This is a genomic window from Microcella sp., from assembly GCF_030645145.1.
GTDB lineage: Bacteria > Actinomycetota > Actinomycetes > Actinomycetales > Microbacteriaceae > Microcella.
Window position 1 is genome coordinate 17,987 of record NZ_JAUSMI010000135.1, and the last position, 23,950, is coordinate 41,936.

A 23,950-nucleotide genomic window follows, 5' to 3' on the forward strand; every position below is an offset into this window, starting at 1 on the left:
GTCAGCTCGTGCGCACGCTCGGGGAGACGAGCGGGCTGAGCGTCGCGGCCGCCTCGCGCGCGCCGGGGAGCCCGGCGTCGGCGAGCCAGTTGCCGAGCATCCGGTAGCCGCCCTCGGTGAGCACCGACTCGGGGTGGAACTGCACGCCCACGACCGGGGCCTCGCGGTGCCGCAGCGCCATGATGACGCCGCCGGGCGTACGGGCGGTGACCTCGAGCTCGTCGGGAACCGTGCCGTCGACGACCGCGAGCGAGTGGTACCGGGTCGCGCGGAACGGCTGGGGCACGTCGACGAAGAGCGAGCTGTCGTCGTGCTCGATCATCGACGTCTTGCCGTGCATGAGCTCCTCGGCGTGCGTGACCGTCGCGCCCAGGGCCTCGGCGATCGCCTGGTGGCCGAGGCAGACGCCGAGCAGCGGAGTGCCGCTCGCGATCGCCGCGCGCACGACGGCGACCGAGACGCCCGCATCCGCCGGGGTCCCGGGGCCGGGCGAGACGAGCACGGCGTCGTAGCCGGCGATGAGCTCGGCGGCCTGCTCGGGGGCGACGACGTCGTTGCGGACCACCTCGGTCTCGGCCCCGAGCTCCTGCAGGTAGCCGTCGAGGGTGTAGACGAAGCTGTCGTAGTTGTCGATGACGAGAACGCGCACGGCTCTACTCTTCCACGGTCACGTCTTGAGGAAGCAGGACGTCCGCGGCCCACGGGAACACGACGTAGGCGAGAGCCCACAGGATGCCCGCCACGAGCACGAGCACGATCAGCAGGCGCAGCCACACCGGCCCGGGCAGGGCGCGCCACAGCGCCGCGTACATCAGACCTCCTCCTGGCCGAGCTCGCTGAGCTCGGCGGGCATGCCGCCCTCGCGCGGGTACCAGGCGGTCATCACCGAGTACGCGATCGCGCGCTCGTCGGTCGAGAACAGCGGATTGCAGGTCGTCATGGTGAGGATGCGCTCGGCCGGGTCGGCGCCCGCGTCGCGGGGCACGGGCGCGATGACGTCGACCTGATTCGGCAGGACGTACTCGAGACCGCGGAACGTGTACTCGTACCAGCCGTCGGCGGTCTCGACGTAGACGTGGTCGCCGACGCGGAGGTCGACGAGCCGGCCGAAGGGAGCGCCGTTGGCGTTGCGGTGCGCGGCGATCGCGAAGTTGCCGAGCTCGCCCGGCATCTGCGTGCCCGGGTAATGACCGACGCCCGTGCGGCGACTGTTCAGCACGTCGCGCACGTCGATGCCCTGGGCGATCGTGCGGGCGTAGTCGGTGCCGAAGCGCGGGACGATGAGCGTCGCGAAGGCCTCGTTGACCCCGCCCGGCTCGGAGCGCACCGGAGCGGAGTCGGGGCTCTGCCCCTCGTAGACGGGAGGCGGGGGCTCGGCGGGCTCGCCCGCCCCGCCGCGCTCGTCGCGCGACTGCTCGGCCCACTCCTGCTGCAGCTCGGTCGCCGCCTGCGTCTGCTCGCTGCCGACGATCACGTCATTGAGCCAGACGTACCAGCCGATGAAGAGCAGTACGAGAACCCCGACGGTGATGAGCAGCTCGCCGAGCACTCCGACGACGCTGAGGCGTCGGCGCGCACGCGGGCGCGTTCGAGTCTGCTCGGGCATGCGGTCATTGTAGGCGGCACGGTTAGACTGTCCCCCATGGCCCGTGGAACCACTCGCAACGCAGAGAACCCCGAGACCCCCAGCGGCAAGGATGCCCCCAACCCGGTCTGGTTCAAGCCCGTGATGTTCGGCTTCATGCTCGTCGGTCTGCTCTGGATCATCGTCTACTACCTGAGCCAGACCTCGTGGCCCGTGCCGTCCCTCGGCCCGTGGAACATCATGGTCGGCTTCGGGATCATGTTCATCGGATTCCTCATGACCACGCGCTGGCGGTAGCCGGCACCCTCCGTCGGCCCTCCGTTCACCGGCCGTTCATCCCCCGAAGAGGGGGTGGAACTACAGCGGTGTGACTATCCCCAGTGTGGAATCGCCTGTGGATAACTCTCGGCCCTAGATGAGGGCGAAGCGCGCGACCGTCGTCAGCACGAGGACGACGGCGAGCCCGATCAGCAGCGCTCGTTGCTTCTTCCGCTCGTCGACGCGCCGCGTGCGCACCATGATGAGCGCCGCGAGCGCCCCCACTATGAGGCCTCCGACGTGGGCCTGCCACGAGATCCCCGGCACCACGAAGCCGATCGCGAGGTTGATGCCGATGAGGACGACGAGCTGCATGCTCCGCCCGCCGAGTCGTCGCTGGATGATGAAGAACGCGCCGAGCATCCCGAAGATCGCCCCGGATGCCCCGACGACCGCTTGCGCCGGGGCGAGGTAGAGCACCGCGAGCGAGCCGCCGAAGGCGGAGAGCACGTACACGGCGAGGAACCGCGCCCGGCCGATGAGCCCCTCGAGGAGCGGGCCCAGGATGAAGAGCGAGTACATGTTGAACAGGATGTGGAACAGCGACCTCTCGCTGTGCACGAGCGCGGCGGTCAGCATCCGCCACGGCTCGGTCGGCGTGAGCGGCGGCCAGTAGAGCAGGAGCTGCGTGACGAACCCGCCGGTCACCTGCTGCAGCAGGAACACGGCGACCGTGATCGCGAGGATCGTGTAGGTCACGACGGGCGAGCGGGATCCGGGCCGGAAGGCGCGCGCGATCGCCGATCGCTGTTTCGGGGCGGATGCCCGTGCCGCGGCCGTGCACTCGGGGCAGTGCACCCCGACCGCTGCCGGGGTCTGGCACTCGCCGCAGATGACGCGGCCGCAGCGCTGGCAGCGCACGAAGCTCCGGCGGTCGCCGTGCCGGTAGCAGACGCTGACGCCCGCCTCCGGCGCGGGACCGCCGGAAGCCGCCTCGCTCATCAGACCTCGACGACCTCGATGCCCGTGATCACGACGTCGGTGAGGGGCTTGTCGCGGCCGTCGGTCGGGACGGCCTCGATCGCCTTGACGACGTCGCGCGAGGACTGGTCGGCGACGGCGCCGAAGATCGTGTGGTTGCCGTTGAGCCACGGGGTGGGGACCGTGGTGATGAAGACCTGCGAGCCGTTGGTGCCGCGGCCGCCGCGCTTGCCGGCGTTGGCCATGGCGAGGAGGAAGGGCTCGCTGAACTGCAGCTCGGGGTGGATCTCGTCGTCGAACTCGTAGCCGGGGCCGCCGATGCCCTGGCCGAGCGGATCGCCGCCCTGGAGCATGAAGTCCTTGATGATGCGGTGGAAGATGACGCCGTCGTAGAGCGGGTCGGTCGTCTTCTGGCCGGTCGCGGGATGGGTCCACTCGAGCTGGCCCGTCGCGAGGCCGACGAAGTTCGCGACGGTCTTGGGGGCGTGGTTGCCGTAGAGGTTGATCGTGATGTCGCCGAGCGAGGTGTGAACGGTGGCGACTGCGGTGTGGATCGACATGCCGTCATTCTTCCACGGTGCGCGCCGCGCGCTTCCTGAGCGTTACGTCTACGCGGGTTGGGGCCTCGGACCCGCAGTGCCAGGATGGGAGGCGCACGCTACCGATCGCACCCCTGGGAGGACCGCATGGAGCTGTCACGCAAGCGGCGCCGCGAGCTGAAGAAGCTGCGCGGCGCGGCCGAGAACGTCTGGAACGAGCAGCGCGAGGTGCTCGACCACGCGTCGAAGGTGCTGCGCGATGCGGGTCGGCAGGCGACGGTCGTCGCCCGCAAGGACGTCGCACCGCGGGTCCGCGACTCGTACGAGCGCCGGGTGCAGCCGGGCATCGACGCGAGCGTCGGCGCCGTCCGTCACGCGGCGCACGCCACGAAGTCGACCGTCACCGACGACATCCTGCCCGCGATCTCCGGAGCGCTCGGCTCGGCCGCCGCCGCCATCGAGGTCGCGCGCGACAAGCACCTGCGCGACGCGATCCGCACCGCGTCGCGGACGAGCAGCGAGATCGCCACGAAGGCCGGCCAGCGTCTCGGGCTCATCGAGGTCAAGCGCTCGCCCGGCCCCGGCACGTTCGTGCTCATCGGGCTCGGCGTGGTCGCGGCCGCCGCGATCGCCTACGCCGCCTGGCAGACCTTCCGCCCGGACGACGACCTCTGGGTCGAGGACGACCTCGACGACGACCTCGAGCCGGCCACGCCGGAGGAGACCTCGACGGCGATGTGAGCCGCCGCGCGACGCACGTCGCGCACCCGCACCACCGAAGGGCGCCCCACGTGGGCGCCCTTCGTCGTGCGGCGGGCGGCTCGCTCGCAACGCGGTCCGGCGCGGTCGGGCGCGGGCAGGCGCGGTCAGGCGCGGTCCGGCTCGGTCAGGCGCGGTCAGGCGCGGTGGAGCGCGGTCGGCATTCGGCACGTGAGCCGCCGCCCGTGGGATCCGCGCCGCCCGTGGGATCCGCGTCGACCGCGCGCCGCTCAGCAGGCTGCCGCGCGGCTCCTGCCCCCTCCGCTCCCCCAGGACCCTTCCAGAAGTACGGAACGGCCGAATCCGCTTCACCCTCTCCGTAGTTCTGGAAGGAGGCGCGAGGAAGGCGGTCGACTGACGCGACCACCGATCGCGATCCCCAGACTTCGATAAGTGCGGAGCGGCTGAGGGGCATTCACCCGTTCCGCACTTATCGAAGGGCGCTGCGGGAAGCTCAGTGACCGGCAGAGCGGAGCACCTGCGAAAGGCTTCGGTGTGCGACGCAGAACATCACGACCGCGCTCGTGTCGCGAAGCGGACAGCGCGCCGCATGAGCGGCGGCGCGCCAGGCCAGCTCAGCGGCGGCGCGCTAGGCAAACAACGTGGAGCCTAGGGGAATCGAACCCCTGACCTCCTGCTTGCAAAGCAGGCGCTCTACCAATTGAGCTAAGGCCCCGAACTGTGACAAGGGTAGCGAAGATGCCGCGCGAGACGAAAAAGGCCCCGTCTTCACGGGGCCCGATCGCGTGGGGATACGAGGACTTGAACCTCGGACCTCTTCGTTATCAGCGAAGCGCTCTAACCGCCTGAGCTATATCCCCGGGAGACCGGATATGACTGTACACGACCCGGTCACCTCACCCGAAATCGGCGAGGATGCGCGGCTCTCAGTTGTTCGTGAAGCCCACGAGCAGGCCGCCGGTGAACTTCACCGACAGGTTGTAGAGGAGCGCGCCGATGGCTCCGAGGGCGGTTCCGCCGACGACGTTGAGAACGCCGACGATGATCGCGAAGAGCATCACCTGGCCGAGCGACAGGATCGAGGCGAGGCTCGCCGCGTCGTCGCCGAGGATGTCCGCGAAGACCGAGTCGATGTCCTCGATGATGCCGATCGACTGCATGACGAGCCAGATGAAGAACGTCGCCACGACGAGCACGATCGCGCCGCACATCGCGATGAGGAACGACAGCTTCACCGCCGACCAGAAGTCGATGTAGACGAGCTTCAGGCGGACCTGCTTGGTGGGGGTGGAACGCTGCGACTTGCGCTGCAGCTTCTCGGCGACCGTGCTCACAGGGTGTCTTCCTTACTTCCCGGCCTCGGCCGCGGGCGCGGTCTCGGTTCCGTCGGTGGCGGAGTCGTTCTCGACCTCCGCCGTATCGGCGTCTGATTCTTCCAGGTTTCGCTCGCTGTTGCGTGCGATCGCGATGATGCGGTCGTCGTCATCCGGTCGGGCGAACACGACGCCCATCGTGTCGCGACCCTTCGCCGGCACCTCCGACACCGCCGAGCGCACGACCTTGCCGCCCGCGAGGACCACGAGCACCTCGTCGTCCTCCGCCACGATGATGCCGCCGGCGAGCCCGCCGCGATCGTCGTTGAGCTTGGCGACCTTGATGCCGAGTCCGCCGCGGCCCTGCACGCGGTACTGGTCGACAGCGGTGCGCTTGGCGTAGCCGCCCTCCGTGACGACGAACACGTAGCCGTCGTCGTGCACGACCGAGGCCGAGAGCAGGTGGTCATCGCCGCGGAAGCTCATGCCGCGCACGCCCGAGGTCGAGCGGCCCATCGGCCGCAGCGCCGAGTCGCTCGCCGTGAAGCGCACCGACATGCCGCCGCGCGAGATGAGAAGGATGTCGCTCTCCTCCTCCGCGAGCATCGCCGAGACGAGCTCGTCGCCGTCGCGCAGGTTGATCGCGATGATGCCGCCCGAGCGGTTCGTGTCGTACTCGGTGAGCGCGGTCTTCTTCACGAGGCCGTTGCGGGTCGCGAGGACGAGGAACTTCGCCGCCGAGTAGTCGCGGATGTCGAGGATCTGCGCGATCTCCTCCCCCGGCTGCAGGGCGAGGAGATTGGCGACGTGCTGGCCCTTCGCATCGCGACCGGCCTCCTGGATCTCGTACGTCTTCAGGCGGTAGACCCGGCCGGTCGTGGTGAAGAACAGCAGCCAATGGTGGGTCGTCGTGACGAAGAAGTGCTCGACGACGTCGTCGGCGCGCAGCTGCGCGCCCTTCACTCCCTTGCCGCCGCGATGCTGCGAGCGGTAGTTGTCGCTGCGCGTGCGCTTGATGTACCCGCCGCGGGTGACGGTGACGACCATCTCCTCCTCGGGGATCAGGTCCTCCACGCTCATGTCGCCGTCGAAGCCGAACATGATCTCGGTGCGGCGGTCGTCGCCGAACTTGTCGACGATCTCGGTGAGCTCGTCGGCGACGATCGAGCGCTGGCGCACCGGGCTCGCGAGGATCCCCTGGTAGTCGGCGATGAGCCGCTCGAGCTCCTCCGCCTGCTCCTGGATCTTCTGCCGCTCGAGCGCCGCGAGGCGGCGCAGCTGCAGGTTGAGGATGGCCGTGGCCTGCAGCTCGTCGACGGCGAGGAGCTGCATGAGCCCTTCGCGAGCCTCCTCCACCGTGGGCGAGCGACGGATCAGGGCGATGACCTCGTCGAGAGCATCCAGTGCCTTCAGGTAGCCGCGCAGGATGTGGGCGTCCGCCTCCGCCTTCTTCAGGCGGAAGGCGGTGCGCCGGACGATGACCTCGATCTGGTGCGACACCCAGTAGGTGATGAACCCGTCGATCGGCAGGGTGCGGGGCACCCCGTCGACGATCGCGAGCATGTTGGCGCCGAAGTTGTCCTGCAGCTGCGTGTGCTTGTAGAGGTTGTTGAGCACCACCTTCGCGACCGCGTCGCGCTTGAGCACGATCACGAGGCGCTGGCCGGTGCGGCCCGACGACTCGTCGCGGATGTCGGCGATGCCGCCGAGCTTGCCCTCCTTGACGAGGTCGGCGATCTTGATCGCCAGGTTGTCGGGGTTCACCTGGTACGGCAGCTCGGTGATGACGAGGCACGTGCGGTTCTGGATCTCCTCCACCGTCACGACCGCGCGCATCGTGATCGAGCCGCGGCCCGTGCGGTACGCGTCGTGGATGCCCTTGACGCCGAGGATCTGCGCGCCCGTGGGGAAGTCGGGGCCCTTCACGCGCTGCATGATCGCGTCGAGCAGCGTCTCGCGGTCGGCCTCGGGGTTCTCGAGGTGCCACAGGGCGGCCGAGGCGACCTCGCGGAGGTTGTGGGGCGGGATGTTCGTGGCCATGCCGACCGCGATGCCGACCGATCCGTTGACGAGCAGGTTCGGGAAGCGCGAGGGCAGGATCGCGGGCTCCTGCGTGCGCCCGTCGTAGTTGTCCTGGAAGTCGACGGTGTCCTCGTCGATGTCGCGGACCATCTCCATCGCGAGCGGCGCCATCTTCGTCTCGGTGTACCGAGGGGCGGCCGCGCCGTCGTTGCCGGGCGAGCCGAAGTTACCCTGGCCCGCGGCGAGCGGGTACCGCATCGACCACGGCTGCACGAGGCGCACGAGGGCGTCGTAGATCGCCGAGTCGCCGTGCGGGTGGAACTGGCCCATCACGTCGCCGACGACGCGCGAGCACTTCGAGAACGCCTTGTCGGGGCGGTAGCCGCCGTCTTACATCGCGTAGAGCACGCGGCGGTGCACGGGCTTGTGGCCGTCGCGAACGTCGGGCAGCGCGCGCCCGACGATGACGCTCATCGCGTAGTCGAGGTACGAGCGCTGCATCTCGAGCTGCAGGTCGACCTGATTGACGCGGCCTCCGGGGCCGGGGCTTACGTCGTCGACGTCGGTGATGTCGTCGGCCATGGTGTCAGTCCTTCAGGTTCGTGTCGTCGTGCGGGTCGGCAGAGCGGCGGTGCGGATGCTCGATCAGATGTCGAGGAACCGGACGTCCTTCGCGTTCTGCTGGATGAAGTGGCGCCGCGATTCGACGTCCTCGCCCATGAGGGTCGAGAAGACCGAGTCGGCGACCGCCGCATCCTCGAGCGTCACCTGCAGCAGGGTGCGCGTCTCCGGGTTCATGGTCGTGTCCCACAGCTCCTGGTGGTTCATCTCGCCGAGACCCTTGTAGCGCTGCACCCCGTTGTCCTTGGGGATGCGCTTGCCCGCGGCGACGCCGGCCTCGAGCAGCGCGTCGCGCTCGCGGTCGCTGTAGACGTACTCGTGCTCCGAGTTCGTCCACTTCAGGCGGTAGAGCGGAGGCTGCGCGAGGTACACGTAGCCGAGATCGATGAGCGGACGCATGTACCGGAACAGCAGCGTCAGCAGGAGCGTCGTGATGTGCTGGCCGTCGACGTCGGCATCGGCCATGAGCACGATCTTGTGGTACCGCACCTTGTCGGGGCTGAAGTCCTCGCCGATGCCCGCGCCGAACGCGGTGATCATGGCCTGGACCTCGGCGTTGCCGAGCGCGCGATCGAGGCGCGCCTTCTCGACGTTGAGGATCTTGCCGCGCAGCGGCAGGATCGCCTGCGTCTCGGGGTTGCGGCCCTGCACGGCCGAGCCGCCGGCCGAGTCGCCCTCGACGATGAAGATCTCGGAGAGCGACGGGTCCTTCGACTGGCAGTCCTTGAGCTTGCCGGGCATGCCGCCCGACTCGAGCAGGCCCTTGCGGCGGGTCTGCTCGCGCGCCTTGCGCGCGGCGAGGCGCGCGGCCGCCGCCTGCAGCGCCTTGCGGATGACGTCCTTCGCCTGGACGGGGTTGCGCTCGAACCAGTCGGAGAGGTGCTCGCCCGTGACCTTCTGCACGAACGACTTCGCCTCGGTGTTGCCGAGCTTGGTCTTCGTCTGGCCCTCGAACTGCGGCTCGCCGAGCTTGATCGAGATGACGGCGGTGAGGCCCTCGCGCACGTCGTCGCCGGAGAGGTTCTCGTCCTTCTCCTTGATGAGGCCCTTCTCGCGCGCGTAGCGGTTGACGAGCGTCGTGAGCGCCGCCCGGAACCCCTCCTCGTGCGTGCCGCCCTCGTGCGTGTTGATCGTGTTCGCGTAGGTGTGGACCGACTCGGAGTACGCGGTCGTCCACTGCATGGCGACCTCGAGGGCGATGCGGCGCTCGGTGTCCTCCGACTCGAAGCTGATGATCTCCGGGTGGACGACCTCGATCTTCTTCGCCGAGTTCAGGAACTCGACGTAGTCGACGAGGCCCTTCTCGTACAGGAACTCCTCGTGCCGCGGCGCCGTGCTGACGCCCTCGCCGGTGTCGGCGGTGTGGTCGGGCTGGCGCTCGTCAGTAATCGCGATGCGGAGGCCCTTGTTGAGGAAGGCCATCTGCTGGAAGCGGGTCCGGAGGGTGTCGTAGTCGAAGTCGACGGTCTCGAAGATGTCGTCGTTCGGCCAGAACGTGATCGTCGTGCCGTTCGAGGTCGAGGCCTCGCCCTTCGCGAGCGGGGCATCCGGCACGCCGTTCTGATAGCTCTGCCGGTAGACGTTGCCCTGACGACGGACCTCGACCTCGAGCTTCGTCGACAGCGCGTTGACGACCGAGCTGCCGACGCCGTGCAGGCCGCCGGAGACCGCGTAGCCGCCGCCGCCGAACTTGCCGCCCGCGTGGAGGATGGTCAGGACGACCTCGACGGTCGACTTCTTCTCGACCGGGTGGATGTCGACGGGGATGCCGCGACCGTTGTCGACGACGCGCACGCCGCCGTCGGCGAGGATCGTCACATCGATGGTGTCGCAGAAGCCGGCGAGGGCCTCATCGACGGAGTTGTCGACGATCTCGTACACGAGGTGGTGCAGACCGCGCGGGCCCGTCGAGCCGATGTACATGCCCGGACGCTTGCGGACCGCCTCGAGCCCTTCGAGAACCTGGATGTGGCTGGCGCCGTACGCCTCATCCGACGCAGGGGTTGAGGGGGTGGTGGCCATAGGGGATAGCGCTCCTGCCGAGTAGACCGATCGTGCTGGCACAGGCCGAAGAACAGGCCCCGCAGCGACGTGACAATCCTAGCAAAAATCCGGCCCTCAGCGGGCCTGTAACGCCCCTCAGGGGCGATTTCTCGCTACAGGCGGAGTGATTCGCTATCTCACCCGTAGGTATCGCGAGGGCCGCGCCCCGGAATCGACCGGGGGCCTCGTTTCCAGCTCGGCGCCCCGGGCCCGTCGAAGCGGATCGATGTCACGCCCGCGTCCGGGTAGCGCTTCAGGATCGAGGTCAGGATATCGGCCCGCATGAGCCGCAGCTGCGTCGCCCACGCGGTCGAATCGCACTGCACCGTGAGCACCTCCTCCTCGATGCCGACGGGCGTGGAGTGCGCGGCGGTGTCCTCCCCCACGAGCTCGGGCCACGAGAGCAGCAGCTCGCCCTTCGCGAGCGGCGAGGTCCAGCCCATGCGCGCGCTCATCGAGTCGATCACGTCGCCGAGACCCGAGGGGTCGCGTCCCTTCCCGAACGGCACGGATGCCCCCTTCGCGACCGTGGACCGCTTGCGGGCATCCCCCGATCGCTTCGCCGGGTCGCCCATGAGTCGGCGCAGTCGCAGGTACACGGCCGACGCCTCGGACTCGGGCTGCTCGCGCGCCGGCATCAGTCGTCGCCCTCCACGACCGCGCCCGCGGCGATGCGCACGGTCGTCGCGCGCAGCCGGTCGGGGACGTCCCCGCCCACCGCTGCCGTGATGAGGACCTGCTCGAACCCCTGCACCGCATCCGCGAGGCGCTCGCGGCGACCCTCGTCGAGCTCGGCGAAGACGTCGTCGAGGACGAGCACGGGGTCGCCGGCGACGGCGTCCGCGCGCAGCACGTGCGCCGAGGCGAGCTTGAGCGCGAGTGCGTACGACCAGCTCTCGCCGTGGCTCGCGTACCCGCGGGCCGGGAGCCCGTTGAGCTCGAGCACGAGATCGTCGCGGTGCGGGCCGACGAGCGTGACGGCGCGCTCGAGCTCGGCCCGGCGGCGCTCGGTGAGGACGGTGCGGAACCGCTCGCGCGTCGCCTCGGGGTCGAGCGGGGCATCCGCCGCCTCGTCGTCGAGATGCGGACCGGCCGCATCGCCGTCGATCGAGTGCTGCAGACCGAGCCGCGTGCGATGGTCATCGCCCGCGACCGCGCGATAGGCCTCCGCGACGTGCGGGCGGAGCGCCGTGACGAGCTGCCATCGGGCGACCATGAGCTCGGTGCCGAGGTCGACGAGGCGGTCGTCCCACACGTCGAGCGTCGTGAGCGCGTCGGCAGGGATGCGCGAGGCGCGTGCCGATTTCAGGAGCGTGTTGCGCTGCCGCAGCACCCTCTCGTAGTCGGAGATCACGCCGGCGAAGCGCGGATTGCGCTGCACGACGAGGGTGTCGAGGAAGGTGCGGCGGCCGCCGGGCTCGCCGCGCACGAGCGCGAGGTCCTCCGGGGCGAAGAGCACGCTCGAGAAGTAGCGCGGCAGCTCGCGGACGCGGATCGCCCCGCGATTGACCTGCGCCTTGTTGGCACCCGTTCGGTTGAGCTGGATCTCGATCACGAGCGCGCGATCGTCGTGCTGCACGCGGAGGCGCACGATCGCCGACTCGGCGCCGAAGCGGATGAGCGCCTGATCGGTCGAGACGCGGTGGCTCGAGACCGTGCTCGCGTAGCCGATCGCCTCGACGAGGTTCGTCTTGCCCTGGCCGTTGCGGCCGACGAACAGGACGGGACCCGGGGCGAGCTCGACCTCGGCGCGCGCGTAGTTGCGGAAGTCCGCGAGCGAGAGGTGGGTGACGTGCACGCCGGCGGCGCTAGCGCAGCAGCAGGTTGGGCTGCAGCAGGTAGCGGTAGTTGTCGGCGCCCGGCTGGTCCTTCGACGACTGGCTCGTGATGAGCACGGGGCCGGGCTTGTTCGGGTTGTCGGTCTTCGTGAACGAGATGCGCACGAACTCGCTGTGCACCGCGGCGAGGCCGTCGATGAGGAACTGCGGCTTGAGCGAGACGACCGTGTCGCCGCCGACCAGGTGCGCGTCGATCGTCTCGGAGGCCTGCGCGTTCTCGCTGCCGATCGCCTCGAGGGTGAGACCGTCGACTGAGAAGCTGTAGCGCAGCGCCGCGTCGCGCTCGAGTACGAGGGCCACACGACGAGTGGCCTCGATGAGCTCGGCGGTGTTCATGACCGCGTAGTTGTCGACCGTCTCGGGGAAGAGCCGCTTGACGGGCGGGAAGTTGCCCTTGATGAGCAGCGAGGTGACGGTCTTCTTGTCGGCCGAGAAGGCGATGAGCTCGCGGTCTCCGCCCGTGACGATCGTGACCTCGATCTGCGCGGAGTGGCCGAAGATCTTGCCGAGCTCGGAGAGCGTGCGTGCCGGGACGAGAGCGGTGACGCCCTCGGCGACGGCGGAGGACTCCCAGTCGATCTCGCGCACGGCGACGCGGTAGCGGTCGGTCGCGACGAGCGAGAGGCGGTTCTCGGCGATCTCGAGCTGGACACCGGTGATGACCGGGGTCACGTCGTCGCGCGAGGCGGCGACCGAGACCTGGCCGACGGCGTCGGAGAACGCGTCGCCGGGAAGGACGCCGGCGGGGCCGTCGACGACGGGCAGGCTCGGGTACTCCTCGACCGGCATGCTCGAGAGCGTGAAGCGCGCCGAGCCGCAGCGGACGGCGATCTTGTTGTCCTCCGTCGTGAACTGCACGGGGGCGTTGGGCAGCCGCGAGGCGATCTCCGAGAGAAGGCGGCCGGAGACGAGGACGGTCCCGTCCTCCTCGATGTCGGCGGTGATCGCCGTCTGGGCCGAGACCTCGTAGTCGAACGACGAGAGCGTGAGCGTGTCGCCCTCGGCCCGCAGCAGGACTCCGCTGAGGATCGGGAGGGTGGTGCGCTGTGGGAGCAGTTTCACGGCGAACGACACGGCATCGGCGAAGACGTCGCGATTGACCTGGAACTTCACGGGCTCCCTCTCGGTCGTGAGTGCTGCGGATGCTGCTGCCCCGGTGGCGGGGGCTTCAATACTGGCACAGCGCCGATGCGGCGCGAACTGCGCGGATTCCTGTCGTTCGGGCCCAGGAAGGGTTATCACCCTCGCTCATTCATTGAAGAGAAGGATTAACATCGTTAACCGCTGTGCACAGTGTGGATAACTCGGTGGGAAACCCGTAATCAGGCTGAACCACATTCGTGTGATTTGTGGAGGATCGGGGCTCGAGGTCGTGAAGCGCCGGGGAGCGATTCGCGCGGTCGATCTCCTCCGCTCACACGTCTCCCGCGGCCATCCACAATCCGTACCGGCGTGTCAGCAGAGTTATCCACAGGCTCTCCCCAGTGTGCGAAAACCCCTCTGAACCTGGCAGGAAGCTGTGGGAGGCGACAAGAACGGCCCGGGCGAGAGCCCGGGCCGCATCCCGAATCGCCCGAAACAGGCGGAAGTCGTGGGAGGCGTCAGCCGTAGCGGTGGTTCTGCTTGATGCGGCTCGTGAGCTCGGTGACCTGGTTGTAGATCGAGCGGCGCTCCTTCATGAGCTCGCTGATCTTCTTGTTCGCGTACATGACGGTGGTGTGGTCGCGGTTGCCGAACAGCTGCCCGATCTTCGGCAGCGAGAGGTTCGTGAGCTCGCGGCACAGGTACATCGCGATCTGACGCGCCGTGGCGACCGCTTGCGACCGGGAGGAGCCGTACAGGTCGTCGACCGTGAGCTTGAAGTAGGCCGCGGTGTGATTGATGATGTCGACCGGTGCGATGACGTTGTCCTCGTCGAGCGTGATGAGGTCCTTCAGCACGGTCTGCACGAGCTGCATGTCGACGGGCGTGCGGTTCAGGTTCGCGAACGCCGTGACGCGGATGAGCGTGCCCTCGAGCTCGCGGATGTTGCTGGACACCTTCGAGGCGATGTACTCGAGCACGTCGTCGCGCACCTGGAGCTTGTCGTTCTGCGCCTTCTTGCGGAGGATCGCGATGCGCGTCTCGAGATCGGGCGCCTGCACATCGGTGATGAGGCCCCACTCGAAGCGGCTGCGCATGCGGTCTTCGAAACCGGTCAGGTGCTTCGGCGGCAGGTCGCTCGTGATCACGACCTGCTTGTTGTGGTCGTGGAGCGTATTGAAGGTGTGGAAGAAGGCCTCCTGCGTCGAGTCCTTCCCCTGCAGGAACTGGATGTCGTCGATCAGCAGGATGTCGATCTCGCGGTAGCGCGACTGGAACAGGCTCGCCCGGTTGTTCGCGATCGAGTTGATGAAGTCGTTCGTGAACTCCTCGGAGCTCACGTAGCGAACCCGGATGCCCGGATACAGGCTCTCGGCGTAGTGCCCGATCGCGTGGAGGAGGTGCGTCTTGCCGAGCCCGGACTCGCCGTAGACGAACAGCGGGTTGTAGGCCTTCGCGGGCGCTTCGGCGACGGCGACGGCTGCGGCGTGCGCAAAGCGGTTCGAGCCACCGATGACGAAGTTGTCGAAGCTGTACTTAGGGTTCAGCCGGCTGTCGCTGCGGCGATCGCTCGCGTTGACCGGTGTCGAGGTCTGCGGCTGCTCGATGTACGGGGTCGGCTCGATCTTCTCGACGGGGGCGTCGAAGCCGTCGTTCTGGATCTCGGGGTTCACGACGATCGCGAAGCTCGTCACGGTCTCGCCGGCGACGCTCGAGAGGGCATTGAGAAGGGGCAGACGGATGCGCTGCTCGAGCATCCCGCGCGTCAGCTCGTTCGGCACCTCCAGATAGAGGGTGCCCGCCATGATGCCGCGCGGCTCGACGAGGTTGATGAACCCGTGCAGCTGGGGCGTGATGCGCTCGTCGGCGGTGAGGACGCCCTGCACCGAGTTCCACAGCTCGACGGTGGAATCGGACTCATCCGTCATCGCTGGACTCCTCGGGGGTGGGTGGCACCGGTTTCAGCGGCAGCACGGTTCGCCGCGGCGCGCCATAGCCCCCCACTGTAGACGGGAGCGGCGCGTCGTTACCAATGGTCCGGGAGGGGACTGGTGATAATGCACGACCGGCTCCTTGCGGTTTGACCGGGGGCCTCCGTCACCGTACTGTTAACCGGTTGACTTCTGTCCGGGTCGATCTGCGATGTCCGGGCACCGCCCGTCGCCGCCGCCCTGTCGCGGCCGAGGAGAATAAGCATGAGCAAGCGCACGTTCCAGCCCAACAACCGCCGTCGCGCCAAGGTGCACGGCTTCCGCCTGCGCATGCGCACTCGCGCCGGCCGCGCCATCCTGGCCGCGCGTCGCCGCAAGGGTCGCACCGAGCTCTCGGCCTAAGACTCTCGGTGCTCGGCCGGGCCCACCGGGTCACGCACCCGGACGACTTTCGCGCCGCAGTGCGAAAAGGTCGTCGCGCCACTGCCGAGCACGCCGTGTTCCACCGACTGCGCTCCCCATCTGCTGACGGACCCCGATTCGGGGTCATCGTCTCCAAGCAGGTCGGGAGCGCTGTCGTTCGCAACCGGGTCCGCCGCCGCATCCAGGCCGTGTGCGCGGCGGCGATCGACGAGATCCCCGTCCCGCCGACGGATCTCATCGTCATCCGGGCGCTCCCAGGAGCCGGTGAGATCGACTGGGATACCCTGCGGGCGGAGATCGACGGCGGCGTTCGACGGGTGGTGACGGCATGACGGTGCTGCGCAGCACTGCTCTTCAGACCCTCGTGCTCCTGCCGCGGAACGCGGTGATCGCTGTTCTGCGGGTGTACCGGGCGATCATCTCCCCCCTGTACGGCGACGTCTGCCGCTACTACCCGAGCTGCTCGGCCTACGCACTCGGCGCGGTGCAGGAGCACGGCGTCGCCCGCGGCGGCTGGCTCGCCACCCGCCGACTCGCCCGCTGCCATCCGTGGGCCGAGGGCGGCATCGACGATGTACCCGTCCACGAGCACTTCCCCTACCGCCGCACGCGGCTCGGCTTCGTGGCCACTCAGAGAAAGGGATAATTCCCGTCATGGACTTCTTCAGCCTCATCCTGTGGCCCATCAAGTGGGTCATCGAGGCGATCCTGGTCGGCTGGCACTCGCTGCTCATGCTCGCGGGCATGGACGCCGCCTCGGGTGTGACCTGGGTGCTGTCGATCACGGGTCTCGTGCTCGTCATCCGCGCCCTGCTCATCCCGGTGTTCGTCCGGCAGATCAAGAGCCAGCGGCGGATGATGGAGATCGCGCCGCAGCTCAAGAAGATCCAGGACAAGTACAAGGGCAAGCGCGACCAGTTCTCGCGCGAGGCCATGTCGCGCGAGACCATGGAGCTGTACAAGCGCACGGGCACCAACCCACTGTCGTCGTGCCTGCCGCTCCTGCTCCAGATGCCGATCTTCCTCAGCCTCTTCTACGTGCTGAGTGACGCCTACGCCGGCAAGCCGGGTGTGGGTCTGCTCAACGAGGGGCTCTCGCGCCAGTTCGGTGAGGCGGAGCTCCTCGGGCTCGCTCCCCTGGGCTCGTCGATGGTCACCTCCGATGGCAACGTGTGGGTCATCGTCATTGCGTCGATCCTCGTCGTGCTCATGACGGCGTCGCAGTTCATCACGCAGCTGCAGATCATGTCGAAGAACCAGTCGCCGGAGATGAAGGCGTCTCCGATGTACAAGCAGCAGCGCATCCTGCTGTACCTGCTCCCCCTCGTGTTCGCGTTCTCGGGCTTCGCCTTCCCGCTCGGCGTGATGTTCTACTGGTTCGTCTCGAACCTCTGGACGATGGTGCAGCAGTTCATCGTCATCCGGAACATGCCGACGCCCGGCTCGGAGGCCGCGCTCGCCCGCGAGGCCCGCCTCGCGAAGAAGCGCCAGCGCCGCGGCCTCCCGACGATCGTCGAGGACGCCCCGGAACCCGCGGCCGAGGAGCCCAAGAAGACCCAGCGCCAGCAGCCGGTCGGCAAGAACCGCGCCAAGAAGAAGACGGGGAAGTGACCATGACCGATGTGAGCGAGCAGGAGGCCACCCAGGCCGAGCCCAGCGCGCAGGCGCTGATCGACGAGGGCGATGCCGCCGCCGACTACCTCGAGGAGCTCCTCGACCTCGCCGACCTCGACGGCGACCTCGAGATCGAGTCGCGCGCGGGTCGCGTCTACCTCTCGGTCGAATCCGAGAGCCCGGATGACCTGCGCCTGCTCTCGAAGCCCGACGTCGTCTCTGCGCTCCAGGAGCTCACGCGCCTCGCGGTGCACGCGCGCACCGGCGAGTTCTCGCGCCTCATCCTCGACATCGGCGGTTCGCGGGATGCGCGCGCACAGGAGCTCTCCCTCCTCGTCGACCGTGCCGTCGAGCGCCTCGAGGCGGGCGCCTCGTCCGCCGCCCTCCCCCCGATGTCGAGCTATGAGCGCAAGCTCGTGCACGATCTCGTCGCCGAGCGCGGCTTCACCTCGGAGTCCGAGGGCGAGGGCGCCGACCGTCACACGGTCATCCGCCGCGCCTGACGCACCCCGTTTCACGTGAAACATTCCGAGGACGCCTCTCCCCCGGCGGACGCAGCGTTCGCCCCGTCACCCCACGACCCCGACGACAGGGCGACCGAGGCGAGCAGCGGGCTCGCGGGGCTCGAGCCCGAGCCCGCCGGCGCGGCGGTCCTCTTCGGCGATCGCGTCGAGATCGCGCGCCGGTTCACTCGCGACCTCGCCGAGCATGGCGAGACGCTCGGCCTCATCGGACCGCTCGAGCCGCCGCGCCTGTGGACGCGCCACGTGCTCAACTCGGCCGTCCTCGCACCCCTCATCCACGAGGGCGCCCGGGTCGGCGACATCGGGAGCGGCGCCGGCCTGCCCGGGCTCGTGCTCGCGATCGCGAGACCGGATGCCCGCTTTATCCTCATCGAGCCGATGGAGCGCCGCTGCGACTGGCTTCGCGCCGAGTCCGATCGCCTCGGTCTCGAGAACGTCACGGTCCTCCGCGCCCGGGCCGAGGAGGCCTTCTCCGTCGCGCCGCTCGACCAGGTGACCGCTCGCGCTGTGAGCGCCCTGCGCACGCTCATCCCCCTCGCGGCGCCGCTCCTCCGTCGCGGCGGCGAGCTCATCCTGCTCAAGGGTGCGAAGGTCCACGACGAGATCGACGCCGCCCGGAAGCAGATCGCGAAGCACCGTCTCTCGGGCATCGAGGTGCTCGAGCTCGGCACGGGAGTCGTGCCCGAAGCCACGCGCGTCTTTCGGGCTACAGTGGACGCAGCGTCCTGAGCCCCTCGGTTCGGCCGCATACGGCGGGCGTCGATTCGACGCCCGTTTCACGTGAAACATCGATTCGGGAGGCTCTCCGATGACTGCGGGCAGCAGCTACGACGAGTCCACTCCCCTCGCGCGGGAGATCGCGGACATCACCCGTCGCCGCATGGCTCTGCAGCAGAAGGACCTCCCCCTCCCCTCCGCTCCGCGCGTCTTCACGGTCTCGAACCAGAAGGGCGGCGTCGGGAAGACGACGACCACCGTCAACCTGGCGGCAGCGCTCGCACGCTCTGGCGCCCGAGTGCTCGTCATCGACCTGGACCCTCAGGGCAACGCCTCGACCGCTCTCGGCGTCGAGCACCGCGCCGACACCCCGAGCGTGTACGACGTCATCGTGGGCGAGGCGGAGATGGACGACGTCGTCCAGAAGAGCCCGGAGTTCGACCACCTCTACTGCGTGCCCGCCACCATCCACCTCGCCGGCGCCGAGATCGAGCTCGTGTCGCTCGTGGCGCGCGAGCAGCGCCTCCGCACAGCCCTCGACACCTACCTGCAGGAGGTCGACGAGCCCGTCCACTACGTGTTCATCGACTGCCCGCCGTCGCTCGGACTGCTGACGATCAACGCCTTCGTCGCCGCGCGCGAGGTGCTGATCCCCATCCAGTGCGAGTACTACGCGCTCGAGGGGCTCAGTCAGCTGCTCAACTCGATCAAGCTCATCGAGAAGCACCTCAACCCCGACCTCCGCGTGTCGACGATCCTCATGACGATGTACGACGGCCGCACCAATCTCGCGCAGCAGGTCGTCGCCGACGTCCGCGAGCACTTCCCGGATCTCGTGCTCTCCACGCTCATCCCCCGATCGGTGCGGATCAGCGAGGCTCCGTCGTTCGGGCAGAGCGTCATCAGCTACGACCAGTCCTCCGCCGGCTCGCTCTCGTACCTCGAGGCCGCTGCGGAGATCGCTCAGAGAGGGGCGGGGCAGTAATGGCCACCAAGCGCACAGGACTCGGGCGCGGCATCGGCGCGCTCATCCCCATGAGCGACGGCGATCGCGACCGCCCCGTCGACGTCTTCTTCCCGCCGGCGCCCGACGCGACCGAGCTCGCGGCCGTTCCCGGTGCCCGTCTGGCCGCGATCGCCCCGAGCGACATCGTCCCGAACCCGCAGCAGCCGCGCACCGAGTTCCGCGAGGAGGAGCTCTCCGAGCTCGTGCACTCCGTGCGCGAGTTCGGGGTGCTGCAGCCCATCGTCGTCCGCGAGCGCGCGGGCGCAGGACAGGGCGAGCCGCAGTACGAGCTCATCATGGGCGAGCGCCGGCTCCGAGCATCCACTCTCGCCGGCCTTGAGACGATCCCCGCGATCGTGCGCAACACGGCCGATGAGGACATGCTGCGGGATGCCCTGCTCGAGAATCTTCACCGCGCTCAGCTGAACCCGCTCGAAGAGGCGAGCGCCTACCAGCAGCTGCTCGAGGACTTCGGCATCACGCAGGAGCGCCTCGCCGAGCGCCTCGGCCGTTCACGCCCGCAGATCAGCAACACCCTGCGTCTGCTGCGCCTGCCCGAGGCCGTCCAGGCGCGGGTCGCGGCAGGGGTGCTCAGCGCGGGCCACGCGCGCGCGATCCTCTCCACGAACGAGCCCGAGCTCATGCAGCGCCTCGCCGACAAGATCGTCAATGAGGAGCTCTCGGTGCGTCAGGCGGAGGCGGCCGCGCAGCTGCTGAGCGGCGCGGCAGGCACGCGCAAGCAAAAGAAGCCGGCTCCCGGCGGGCGGCAGGCCCAGCTCGCCGAGATCGCCGAGCGTCTCGGCGACCGACTCGACACGCGCGTGAGCATCTCGCTGGGGTCGAAGAAGGGCTCGATCGTCATCGATTTCGCGACGATCGGCGACCTCAATCGCATCCTCGGCGAGCTCGGCGACGACGGCTTCCGCTAGATCGCCGAGGTCACTGATCGGGTCATAAACCTGCTCTGATCAGGAGTTTCGTGACCCAACTTCGTCGCGGATGGCGGCCTGAGCCAGCTCGGCGTACACCCAGCCCACATCGTGCCCGGCGGCCTCGAGGGCGAGGGCGATCGTCGACGTCTCGGTGAGCCCCGGCATGACGCTCGCCTCGAGGAACCACGGCGTGCCGGCGCCGTCGACGATGAGGTCGATGCGGCTGAGGTGACGGAGCCCGAGGGCCTGGTGCGCCGCGAGCGCGATCCCGGTCGCGCGCTCGGCGACGTCGTCGGCGATGCGCGCGGGCGCGTAGAAGCGGGTCTCCCCCGCGTTGTAGCGCGCCTCGAAGTCGTAGACGCCCGAGAGCGGCTCGATCTCGACCGCGGGGAGGGCGACGGGGCCGTCTCCGGTGTCGATGACGCCGATCGCGATCTCGGTGCCGCGGATGCGCTCCTCGATGATCGCGACGTCGCAGTACGTGTACGCCTGCACCATCGCGCGTCGCAGCTCGTCGTCGCTGCTCACGAGGCTCACGCCCTGCGCCGAGCCGCCCTGCGCCGGCTTGACCGCGAGCTCGCCGGGCAGCTCGCCGCGCACGACCGCGAGGACGCTCTCGGCGCCGAGCTCGCGGAAGGCGTCGCGCGTGAGGGTGATCGAGTGCGGCGTCGGGGCTCCCGCGCGCTCGACGAGGGTCTTCGCCGCCGGCTTGTCCCACGCGAGGCGCGTCGCCGAGGCGCGCGAGCCCACGTAGGGCACGCCGAGGAACTCCAGGAGGCTGCGCAGCGCGCCATCCTCGCCGCTCGCGCCGTGCAGCGCGGGCCAGACGACATCCGGTCGGTCGGCCAGGAGTGCGGGCAGGAGGGTCGCGTCGGGGTCGCGCAGCTCGACCTGCAGGCCGTGCGAGGCGAGCGCGTCGGCGACGCGGCGCCCCGAGCGGAGCGAGATGTCGCGCTCGTGCGAGATTCCGCCCGCGAGGACGACGACGCGCTGCGCCGGGGGATCGGTGGGGGTTCGGCTCATGCGATCGGGTTCATCCCAGGTTCGGCGGCGGGCTGATGACGTGCGGCTCGGGCAGGACGAGCTCGACGGGACCCGTGGGGTGGAAGGTCGACAGGAGCTCCTGCTCGCCGCGGACGACGCTCGCGAGGCGTCGGATGCCCTCGCGGATCTCGTGCGGCGTCGGGTAGCAGTACGACAGGCGCAGGTTCGCGCGGCCCGAGCCGTCGGCGAAGAACGCCGTTCCGGGCGTGTAGGCGACGAGCTCCTTGACCGCGCGGGGCAGCATGGCCTTCGCATCGAGGCCCTCGGGCAGGGTGACCCACACGTAGAAGCCCCCGTTGGGGTTCGTCCACTCCAGATCGGGCAGGTAGTGCTCGAGAGCGTCGATCAGGGCATCCCGCCGCTCGCGATAGAGGCCGCGGAAGGTGTCGATCTGGCCCTTCCAGTCGGCGTTCGCGAGGTAGTCGCTCACGACGAGCTCGTTCACGGCGCTCGGCGAGAGGATCGCCGACTCGGCCGCGAGGACGAGCTTCTCGCGGATGGCGTGCGGCGCGAGCGCCCACCCGATCCGGAAGCCGGGCGCGAGCGTCTTCGAGAACGAGCCGAGGTACACGATGCCGTCGGTCTCGACCGAGCGCATGGCGTGCGGGGCCGGGCGATCGAACCAGAGCAACCCGTAAGGGTTGTCCTCGACGATCAGGACGCCCTCGCGGCGCGCGATCTCGATGATCTCGAGCCGGCGCTCCCAGCTCAGCGTGACGCCGGCCGGGTTGTGGAAGTTCGGGATCAGGTAGAGGAACTTGATGCTGCGGCCCGCGGCCCGCAGCGACGCGATGCGCTCGACGAGCGCGGCGGGGATCATGCCGTCCGCATCCATCGCGATGTGCGAGACCTCGGCCTGGTACGAGCGGAAGATGCCCATCGCGCCGACGTACGAGGGCGACTCGGCGAGCACGACATCGCCCGAGTCGAGGAAGAGCTTCGCGATGAGGTCGAGCGCCTGCTGCGAGCCCGTCGTGACGACGACGTCGTCGACGCCGGCGCGCACCCCCTCGAGCGCCATGATCTCGAGGATGTGCTCGCGCAGCTCGGGCGTGCCCTGCCCCGACCCGTACTGGAGGGCGCGGGCGCCCTGGTCGCGCATGACGCGCTCCATCGAGCTGCGGATGCTCTCCAGGGGCAGCGCGCTCACGAAGGGCATCCCGCCCGCGAGCGAGACCACCTCGGGGCGCGAGGCGACGGCGAAGAGGGCGCGGACCTCGGAGGCGCTCAGGCCAGCGGTGCGGTCGGCGTAGAGGCCGTACCAGGGGTCGAGATTGGTTCCTTCGCGGGGAATCACGCCGTTTCACCACCCATCACGCGGCTGCCCGATGCGGCAGTGCCTTCCAGGATACGGCCGGAACGACGAACGGCCCGCCCCGGAGGGCGGGCCGCTCGTCGCATCCCGAACGGGCGGATGCCCGTGGCGAGGAGGCGACTACGCCAGGAACTCGGCCAGATCGGCCTCGAGAGCCGGCTTCGGCTTGGCGCCGATGACGGTCTTGACGACCTCGCCGCCCTTGAACACCTTCATCGCGGGGATCGAGGTGATCTGGTACTTCATGGCCGTCTGCGGGTTGTCGTCGACGTTGAGCTTGACGATGTCGATCTTGTCGGCGTTCTCGGTCGCGATCGCGTCGAGGATCGGCGAGACGGCGCGGCAGGGGCCGCACCACTCGGCCCAGAAGTCGACCATGATCGTCTTCTCGCTGTTGAGGACCTCGGCCTCGAAGGTGGCGTCGGTGACGTCGCGCGTGCTCATGAGTGTCTCCTTGGAGTCGGTGGTTCGACGGATCAGGCGGTCGCCGACGCGGTCTCGCGCGCGGCGTCGTGCAGGGTCTCGAGGTAGTGCTGGGCGTCGAGCGCCGCGACCGTGCCGCTGCCCGCGGCCGTGATGGCCTGGCGGTAGGTCGGGTCGACGACGTCGCCGGCGGCGAAGACGCCCTCGACGCTCGTGCGCGACGAGCGGCCCTCGACGGCGATCGTGCCGTGCTCGTTCAGGTCGAGGATGCCGTGCACGAGGTGCGTGCGCGGGTCGGCGCCGATCGCGATGAAGAGGCCCGAGACGTCGAGCGTCGTCTCCTCCCCCGTGACGGTGTCGACGAGGCCGACGCCCGTGACGAGGTCGGAGCCGTAGATGTGCTCGACCGTCTTGTTGAAGACGAACTCGATCTTCGGGTCGTTCTTCGCGCGGTCCTGCATGGCGGCCGAGGCGCGGAGGGTCTCGCTGCGGTGGATGACGTAGACCTTGTCGGCGAAGCGCGTGAGGAAGGTCGCCTCCTCCATCGCCGAGTCGCCGCCGCCGACGACCGCGACGGTCTTCTGGCGGAAGAAGGCGCCATCGCACGTGGCGCACCACGAGACGCCGTAGCCGCTCAGGCGCTCCTCGTCGGCGATGCCGAGCTTGCGGTACGCCGAGCCGGTGGCGAAGATCACGGCGTGCGCCTCGTGGCGGTCGCCGTTGCCGAGGGTGACCGACTTGACGGGGCCCTCGAGCTCGAGCGACACGACGTCGTCGTAGACGATCTCGGCGCCGAAGCGCTCGGCCTGCTGCTGCATCTTGACCATGAGGTCGGGGCCCATGACGCCCTCGGGGAAGCCGGGGAAGTTCTCGACCTCGGTCGTCTTCATGAGCTCGCCGCCGAACTCGACCGAGCTCGCGATGACGAGCGGCTCGAGGTTGGCCCGCGCGGCGTAGATGGCGGCGGTGTAGCCCGCCGGGCCGGAGCCGATGATGATGACGTGGCGCATGTCGTTCC

Annotated in this window: 25 protein-coding genes, 2 tRNA genes and 1 pseudogene; 10 read left to right on the forward strand and 18 right to left on the reverse strand. The window is 69.1% G+C overall.

What is annotated here, in order from left to right:
- Position 1 precedes the first annotated feature (1 nt).
- The 3 genes from Q7T15_RS09010 to Q7T15_RS09020 are packed head-to-tail and all read right to left on the reverse strand — an operon-like array spanning position 2 to position 1,606.
- Positions 2–649: an aminodeoxychorismate/anthranilate synthase component II gene (locus Q7T15_RS09010; RefSeq protein ID WP_304695456.1), complete on the reverse strand. Its 648-nt coding sequence runs from the start codon at positions 647–649 to the stop codon at positions 2–4.
- A 4-nt stretch (positions 650–653) separates the two neighbouring features.
- Positions 654–812, reverse strand: coding sequence for a hypothetical protein (locus Q7T15_RS09015; RefSeq protein WP_304695458.1), 159 nt, complete (start codon positions 810–812; stop codon positions 654–656).
- Complete coding sequence (locus Q7T15_RS09020) at positions 812–1,606, reverse strand: class E sortase (RefSeq protein WP_304695460.1); 795 nt, start codon at positions 1,604–1,606, stop codon at positions 812–814. Before Q7T15_RS09020 ends, Q7T15_RS09015 begins: the two co-directional genes overlap by 1 nt.
- Positions 1,607–1,642: 36 nt before the next feature.
- Here Q7T15_RS09020 and Q7T15_RS09025 point away from each other — a divergent pair, with 36 nt between their 5' ends.
- Positions 1,643–1,882 carry a cell division protein CrgA gene (locus Q7T15_RS09025; RefSeq protein WP_304695462.1) on the forward strand — a complete coding sequence of 80 codons (240 nt, stop codon included), beginning with the start codon at positions 1,643–1,645 and terminating at the stop codon, positions 1,880–1,882.
- Positions 1,883–1,996: 114 nt separating this feature from the next.
- Here the strand turns inward: Q7T15_RS09025 and Q7T15_RS09030 are convergent, their stop codons facing one another.
- Both Q7T15_RS09030 and Q7T15_RS09035 read right to left on the reverse strand, forming a co-directional pair.
- On the reverse strand, positions 1,997–2,845 hold the full coding sequence (locus Q7T15_RS09030; RefSeq protein WP_304695464.1) for a rhomboid family intramembrane serine protease: 849 nt from the start codon (positions 2,843–2,845) through the stop codon (positions 1,997–1,999).
- A complete protein-coding gene (locus tag Q7T15_RS09035; RefSeq protein WP_304695466.1) occupies positions 2,845–3,384 on the reverse strand; it encodes a peptidylprolyl isomerase in 540 nt (179 codons plus the stop codon). Before Q7T15_RS09035 ends, Q7T15_RS09030 begins: the two co-directional genes overlap by 1 nt.
- A gap of 126 nt (positions 3,385–3,510) precedes the next feature.
- On the opposite strand from Q7T15_RS09035, the gene Q7T15_RS09040 reads away from it, so the two are divergent.
- The gene (locus tag Q7T15_RS09040) at positions 3,511–4,104 is read left to right on the forward strand and encodes a hypothetical protein (RefSeq protein ID WP_304695469.1); all 594 of its coding nucleotides are present in this window, start codon (positions 3,511–3,513) and stop codon (positions 4,102–4,104) included.
- A 621-nt stretch (positions 4,105–4,725) separates the two neighbouring features.
- Here the strand turns inward: Q7T15_RS09040 and Q7T15_RS09045 are convergent.
- The 9 genes and pseudogenes from Q7T15_RS09045 to dnaA form a co-directional block, all read right to left on the reverse strand.
- Positions 4,726–4,798, reverse strand: a tRNA-Ala gene (locus Q7T15_RS09045).
- 71 nt (positions 4,799–4,869) lie between these two features.
- A tRNA-Ile gene (locus Q7T15_RS09050) sits at positions 4,870–4,943 on the reverse strand.
- Positions 4,944–5,009: 66 nt separating this feature from the next.
- Positions 5,010–5,417 carry a DUF3566 domain-containing protein gene (locus Q7T15_RS09055; RefSeq protein WP_304695471.1) on the reverse strand — a complete coding sequence of 136 codons (408 nt, stop codon included), beginning with the start codon at positions 5,415–5,417 and terminating at the stop codon, positions 5,010–5,012.
- A gap of 12 nt (positions 5,418–5,429) precedes the next feature.
- Positions 5,430–8,000: pseudogene (gene gyrA / locus Q7T15_RS09060) on the reverse strand (DNA gyrase subunit A).
- Between the two features lie 63 nt (positions 8,001–8,063).
- Positions 8,064–10,061: a DNA topoisomerase (ATP-hydrolyzing) subunit B gene (gyrB, locus tag Q7T15_RS09065; RefSeq protein ID WP_304695473.1), complete on the reverse strand. Its 1,998-nt coding sequence runs from the start codon at positions 10,059–10,061 to the stop codon at positions 8,064–8,066.
- Positions 10,062–10,219: 158 nt separating this feature from the next.
- Complete coding sequence (locus Q7T15_RS09070; protein ID WP_304695475.1) at positions 10,220–10,720, reverse strand: DUF721 domain-containing protein; 501 nt, start codon at positions 10,718–10,720, stop codon at positions 10,220–10,222.
- Complete coding sequence (recF, locus tag Q7T15_RS09075) at positions 10,720–11,880, reverse strand: DNA replication/repair protein RecF (RefSeq protein WP_304695477.1); 1,161 nt, start codon at positions 11,878–11,880, stop codon at positions 10,720–10,722. Before recF ends, Q7T15_RS09070 begins: the two co-directional genes overlap by 1 nt.
- A gap of 10 nt (positions 11,881–11,890) precedes the next feature.
- Positions 11,891–13,033 carry a DNA polymerase III subunit beta gene (gene dnaN / locus Q7T15_RS09080; protein ID WP_304695479.1) on the reverse strand — a complete coding sequence of 381 codons (1,143 nt, stop codon included), beginning with the start codon at positions 13,031–13,033 and terminating at the stop codon, positions 11,891–11,893.
- 488 nt (positions 13,034–13,521) lie between these two features.
- Complete coding sequence (gene dnaA, locus Q7T15_RS09085) at positions 13,522–14,931, reverse strand: chromosomal replication initiator protein DnaA (RefSeq protein ID WP_304695481.1); 1,410 nt, start codon at positions 14,929–14,931, stop codon at positions 13,522–13,524.
- 267 nt (positions 14,932–15,198) lie between these two features.
- Between dnaA and rpmH the strand changes: the two genes are divergently transcribed.
- The 8 genes from rpmH (at position 15,199) to Q7T15_RS09125 (ending at position 20,147) form a co-directional block, all read left to right on the forward strand.
- Positions 15,199–15,336, forward strand: a complete 138-nt coding sequence (gene rpmH / locus Q7T15_RS09090; RefSeq protein ID WP_022881903.1) for a 50S ribosomal protein L34 — start codon at positions 15,199–15,201, stop codon at positions 15,334–15,336.
- 8 nt (positions 15,337–15,344) lie between these two features.
- On the forward strand, positions 15,345–15,689 hold the full coding sequence (rnpA, locus tag Q7T15_RS09095) for a ribonuclease P protein component (protein WP_304695487.1): 345 nt from the start codon (positions 15,345–15,347) through the stop codon (positions 15,687–15,689).
- Complete coding sequence (gene yidD / locus Q7T15_RS09100) at positions 15,686–16,003, forward strand: membrane protein insertion efficiency factor YidD (protein WP_304695489.1); 318 nt, start codon at positions 15,686–15,688, stop codon at positions 16,001–16,003. The genes rnpA and yidD overlap by 4 nt, the downstream gene beginning before the upstream one ends.
- Positions 16,004–16,011: 8 nt before the next feature.
- Entirely contained in the window at positions 16,012–16,968 is a 957-nt protein-coding gene (gene yidC, locus Q7T15_RS09105) for a membrane protein insertase YidC (RefSeq protein ID WP_304695491.1), read from the forward strand.
- A 2-nt stretch (positions 16,969–16,970) separates the two neighbouring features.
- Complete coding sequence (locus tag Q7T15_RS09110; protein WP_304695529.1) at positions 16,971–17,474, forward strand: R3H domain-containing nucleic acid-binding protein; 504 nt, start codon at positions 16,971–16,973, stop codon at positions 17,472–17,474.
- 171 nt (positions 17,475–17,645) lie between these two features.
- Positions 17,646–18,224, forward strand: a complete 579-nt coding sequence (gene rsmG / locus Q7T15_RS09115; RefSeq protein ID WP_304695531.1) for a 16S rRNA (guanine(527)-N(7))-methyltransferase RsmG — start codon at positions 17,646–17,648, stop codon at positions 18,222–18,224.
- A gap of 79 nt (positions 18,225–18,303) precedes the next feature.
- Positions 18,304–19,197: a ParA family protein gene (locus Q7T15_RS09120; protein ID WP_304695493.1), complete on the forward strand. Its 894-nt coding sequence runs from the start codon at positions 18,304–18,306 to the stop codon at positions 19,195–19,197.
- Positions 19,197–20,147: a ParB/RepB/Spo0J family partition protein gene (locus tag Q7T15_RS09125; protein WP_304695495.1), complete on the forward strand. Its 951-nt coding sequence runs from the start codon at positions 19,197–19,199 to the stop codon at positions 20,145–20,147. Before Q7T15_RS09120 ends, Q7T15_RS09125 begins: the two co-directional genes overlap by 1 nt.
- A 39-nt stretch (positions 20,148–20,186) precedes the next feature.
- Here the strand turns inward: Q7T15_RS09125 and Q7T15_RS09130 are convergent, their stop codons facing one another.
- From Q7T15_RS09130 to trxB, 4 genes are all read right to left on the reverse strand, one after another.
- On the reverse strand, positions 20,187–21,173 hold the full coding sequence (locus Q7T15_RS09130; RefSeq protein WP_304695497.1) for a D-alanine--D-alanine ligase: 987 nt from the start codon (positions 21,171–21,173) through the stop codon (positions 20,187–20,189).
- A 10-nt stretch (positions 21,174–21,183) separates the two neighbouring features.
- Positions 21,184–22,491 carry a PLP-dependent aminotransferase family protein gene (locus Q7T15_RS09135; protein WP_304695499.1) on the reverse strand — a complete coding sequence of 436 codons (1,308 nt, stop codon included), beginning with the start codon at positions 22,489–22,491 and terminating at the stop codon, positions 21,184–21,186.
- A gap of 138 nt (positions 22,492–22,629) precedes the next feature.
- A complete protein-coding gene (gene trxA / locus Q7T15_RS09140) occupies positions 22,630–22,953 on the reverse strand; it encodes a thioredoxin (protein WP_055857720.1) in 324 nt (107 codons plus the stop codon).
- 32 nt (positions 22,954–22,985) lie between these two features.
- Positions 22,986–23,942 (reverse strand): thioredoxin-disulfide reductase, encoded by a 957-nt coding sequence (trxB, locus tag Q7T15_RS09145; RefSeq protein WP_304695502.1) that lies wholly within the window; start codon positions 23,940–23,942, stop codon positions 22,986–22,988.
- Positions 23,943–23,950: the final 8 nt, after the last annotated feature.

What these genes read in the sequence shown, in the direction of transcription:
- Q7T15_RS09025 (WP_304695462.1), top strand. Translation starts at nt 1,643, where the DNA reads ATGGCCCGTGGAACCACTCGCAACGCAGAGAACCCCGAGACCCCCAGC.
- Q7T15_RS09070 (WP_304695475.1), bottom strand. Translation starts at nt 10,720, where the DNA reads ATGCCGGCGCGCGAGCAGCCCGAGTCCGAGGCGTCGGCCGTGTACCTG.
- Q7T15_RS09040 (WP_304695469.1), top strand. Translation starts at nt 3,511, where the DNA reads ATGGAGCTGTCACGCAAGCGGCGCCGCGAGCTGAAGAAGCTGCGCGGC.
- Q7T15_RS09030 (WP_304695464.1), bottom strand. Translation starts at nt 2,845, where the DNA reads ATGAGCGAGGCGGCTTCCGGCGGTCCCGCGCCGGAGGCGGGCGTCAGC.
- Q7T15_RS09125 (WP_304695495.1), top strand. Translation starts at nt 19,197, where the DNA reads ATGGCCACCAAGCGCACAGGACTCGGGCGCGGCATCGGCGCGCTCATC.
- trxB (WP_304695502.1), bottom strand. Translation starts at nt 23,942, where the DNA reads ATGCGCCACGTCATCATCATCGGCTCCGGCCCGGCGGGCTACACCGCC.
- yidD (WP_304695489.1), top strand. Translation starts at nt 15,686, where the DNA reads ATGACGGTGCTGCGCAGCACTGCTCTTCAGACCCTCGTGCTCCTGCCG.
- Q7T15_RS09020 (WP_304695460.1), bottom strand. Translation starts at nt 1,606, where the DNA reads ATGCCCGAGCAGACTCGAACGCGCCCGCGTGCGCGCCGACGCCTCAGC.
- rpmH (WP_022881903.1), top strand. Translation starts at nt 15,199, where the DNA reads ATGAGCAAGCGCACGTTCCAGCCCAACAACCGCCGTCGCGCCAAGGTG.
- trxA (WP_055857720.1), bottom strand. Translation starts at nt 22,953, where the DNA reads ATGAGCACGCGCGACGTCACCGACGCCACCTTCGAGGCCGAGGTCCTC.
- yidC (WP_304695491.1), top strand. Translation starts at nt 16,012, where the DNA reads ATGGACTTCTTCAGCCTCATCCTGTGGCCCATCAAGTGGGTCATCGAG.
- Q7T15_RS09110 (WP_304695529.1), top strand. Translation starts at nt 16,971, where the DNA reads ATGACCGATGTGAGCGAGCAGGAGGCCACCCAGGCCGAGCCCAGCGCG.
- gyrB (WP_304695473.1), bottom strand. Translation starts at nt 10,061, where the DNA reads ATGGCCACCACCCCCTCAACCCCTGCGTCGGATGAGGCGTACGGCGCC.
- dnaA (WP_304695481.1), bottom strand. Translation starts at nt 14,931, where the DNA reads ATGACGGATGAGTCCGATTCCACCGTCGAGCTGTGGAACTCGGTGCAG.
- Q7T15_RS09130 (WP_304695497.1), bottom strand. Translation starts at nt 21,173, where the DNA reads ATGAGCCGAACCCCCACCGATCCCCCGGCGCAGCGCGTCGTCGTCCTC.
- Q7T15_RS09035 (WP_304695466.1), bottom strand. Translation starts at nt 3,384, where the DNA reads ATGTCGATCCACACCGCAGTCGCCACCGTTCACACCTCGCTCGGCGAC.
- Q7T15_RS09015 (WP_304695458.1), bottom strand. Translation starts at nt 812, where the DNA reads ATGTACGCGGCGCTGTGGCGCGCCCTGCCCGGGCCGGTGTGGCTGCGC.
- Q7T15_RS09120 (WP_304695493.1), top strand. Translation starts at nt 18,304, where the DNA reads ATGACTGCGGGCAGCAGCTACGACGAGTCCACTCCCCTCGCGCGGGAG.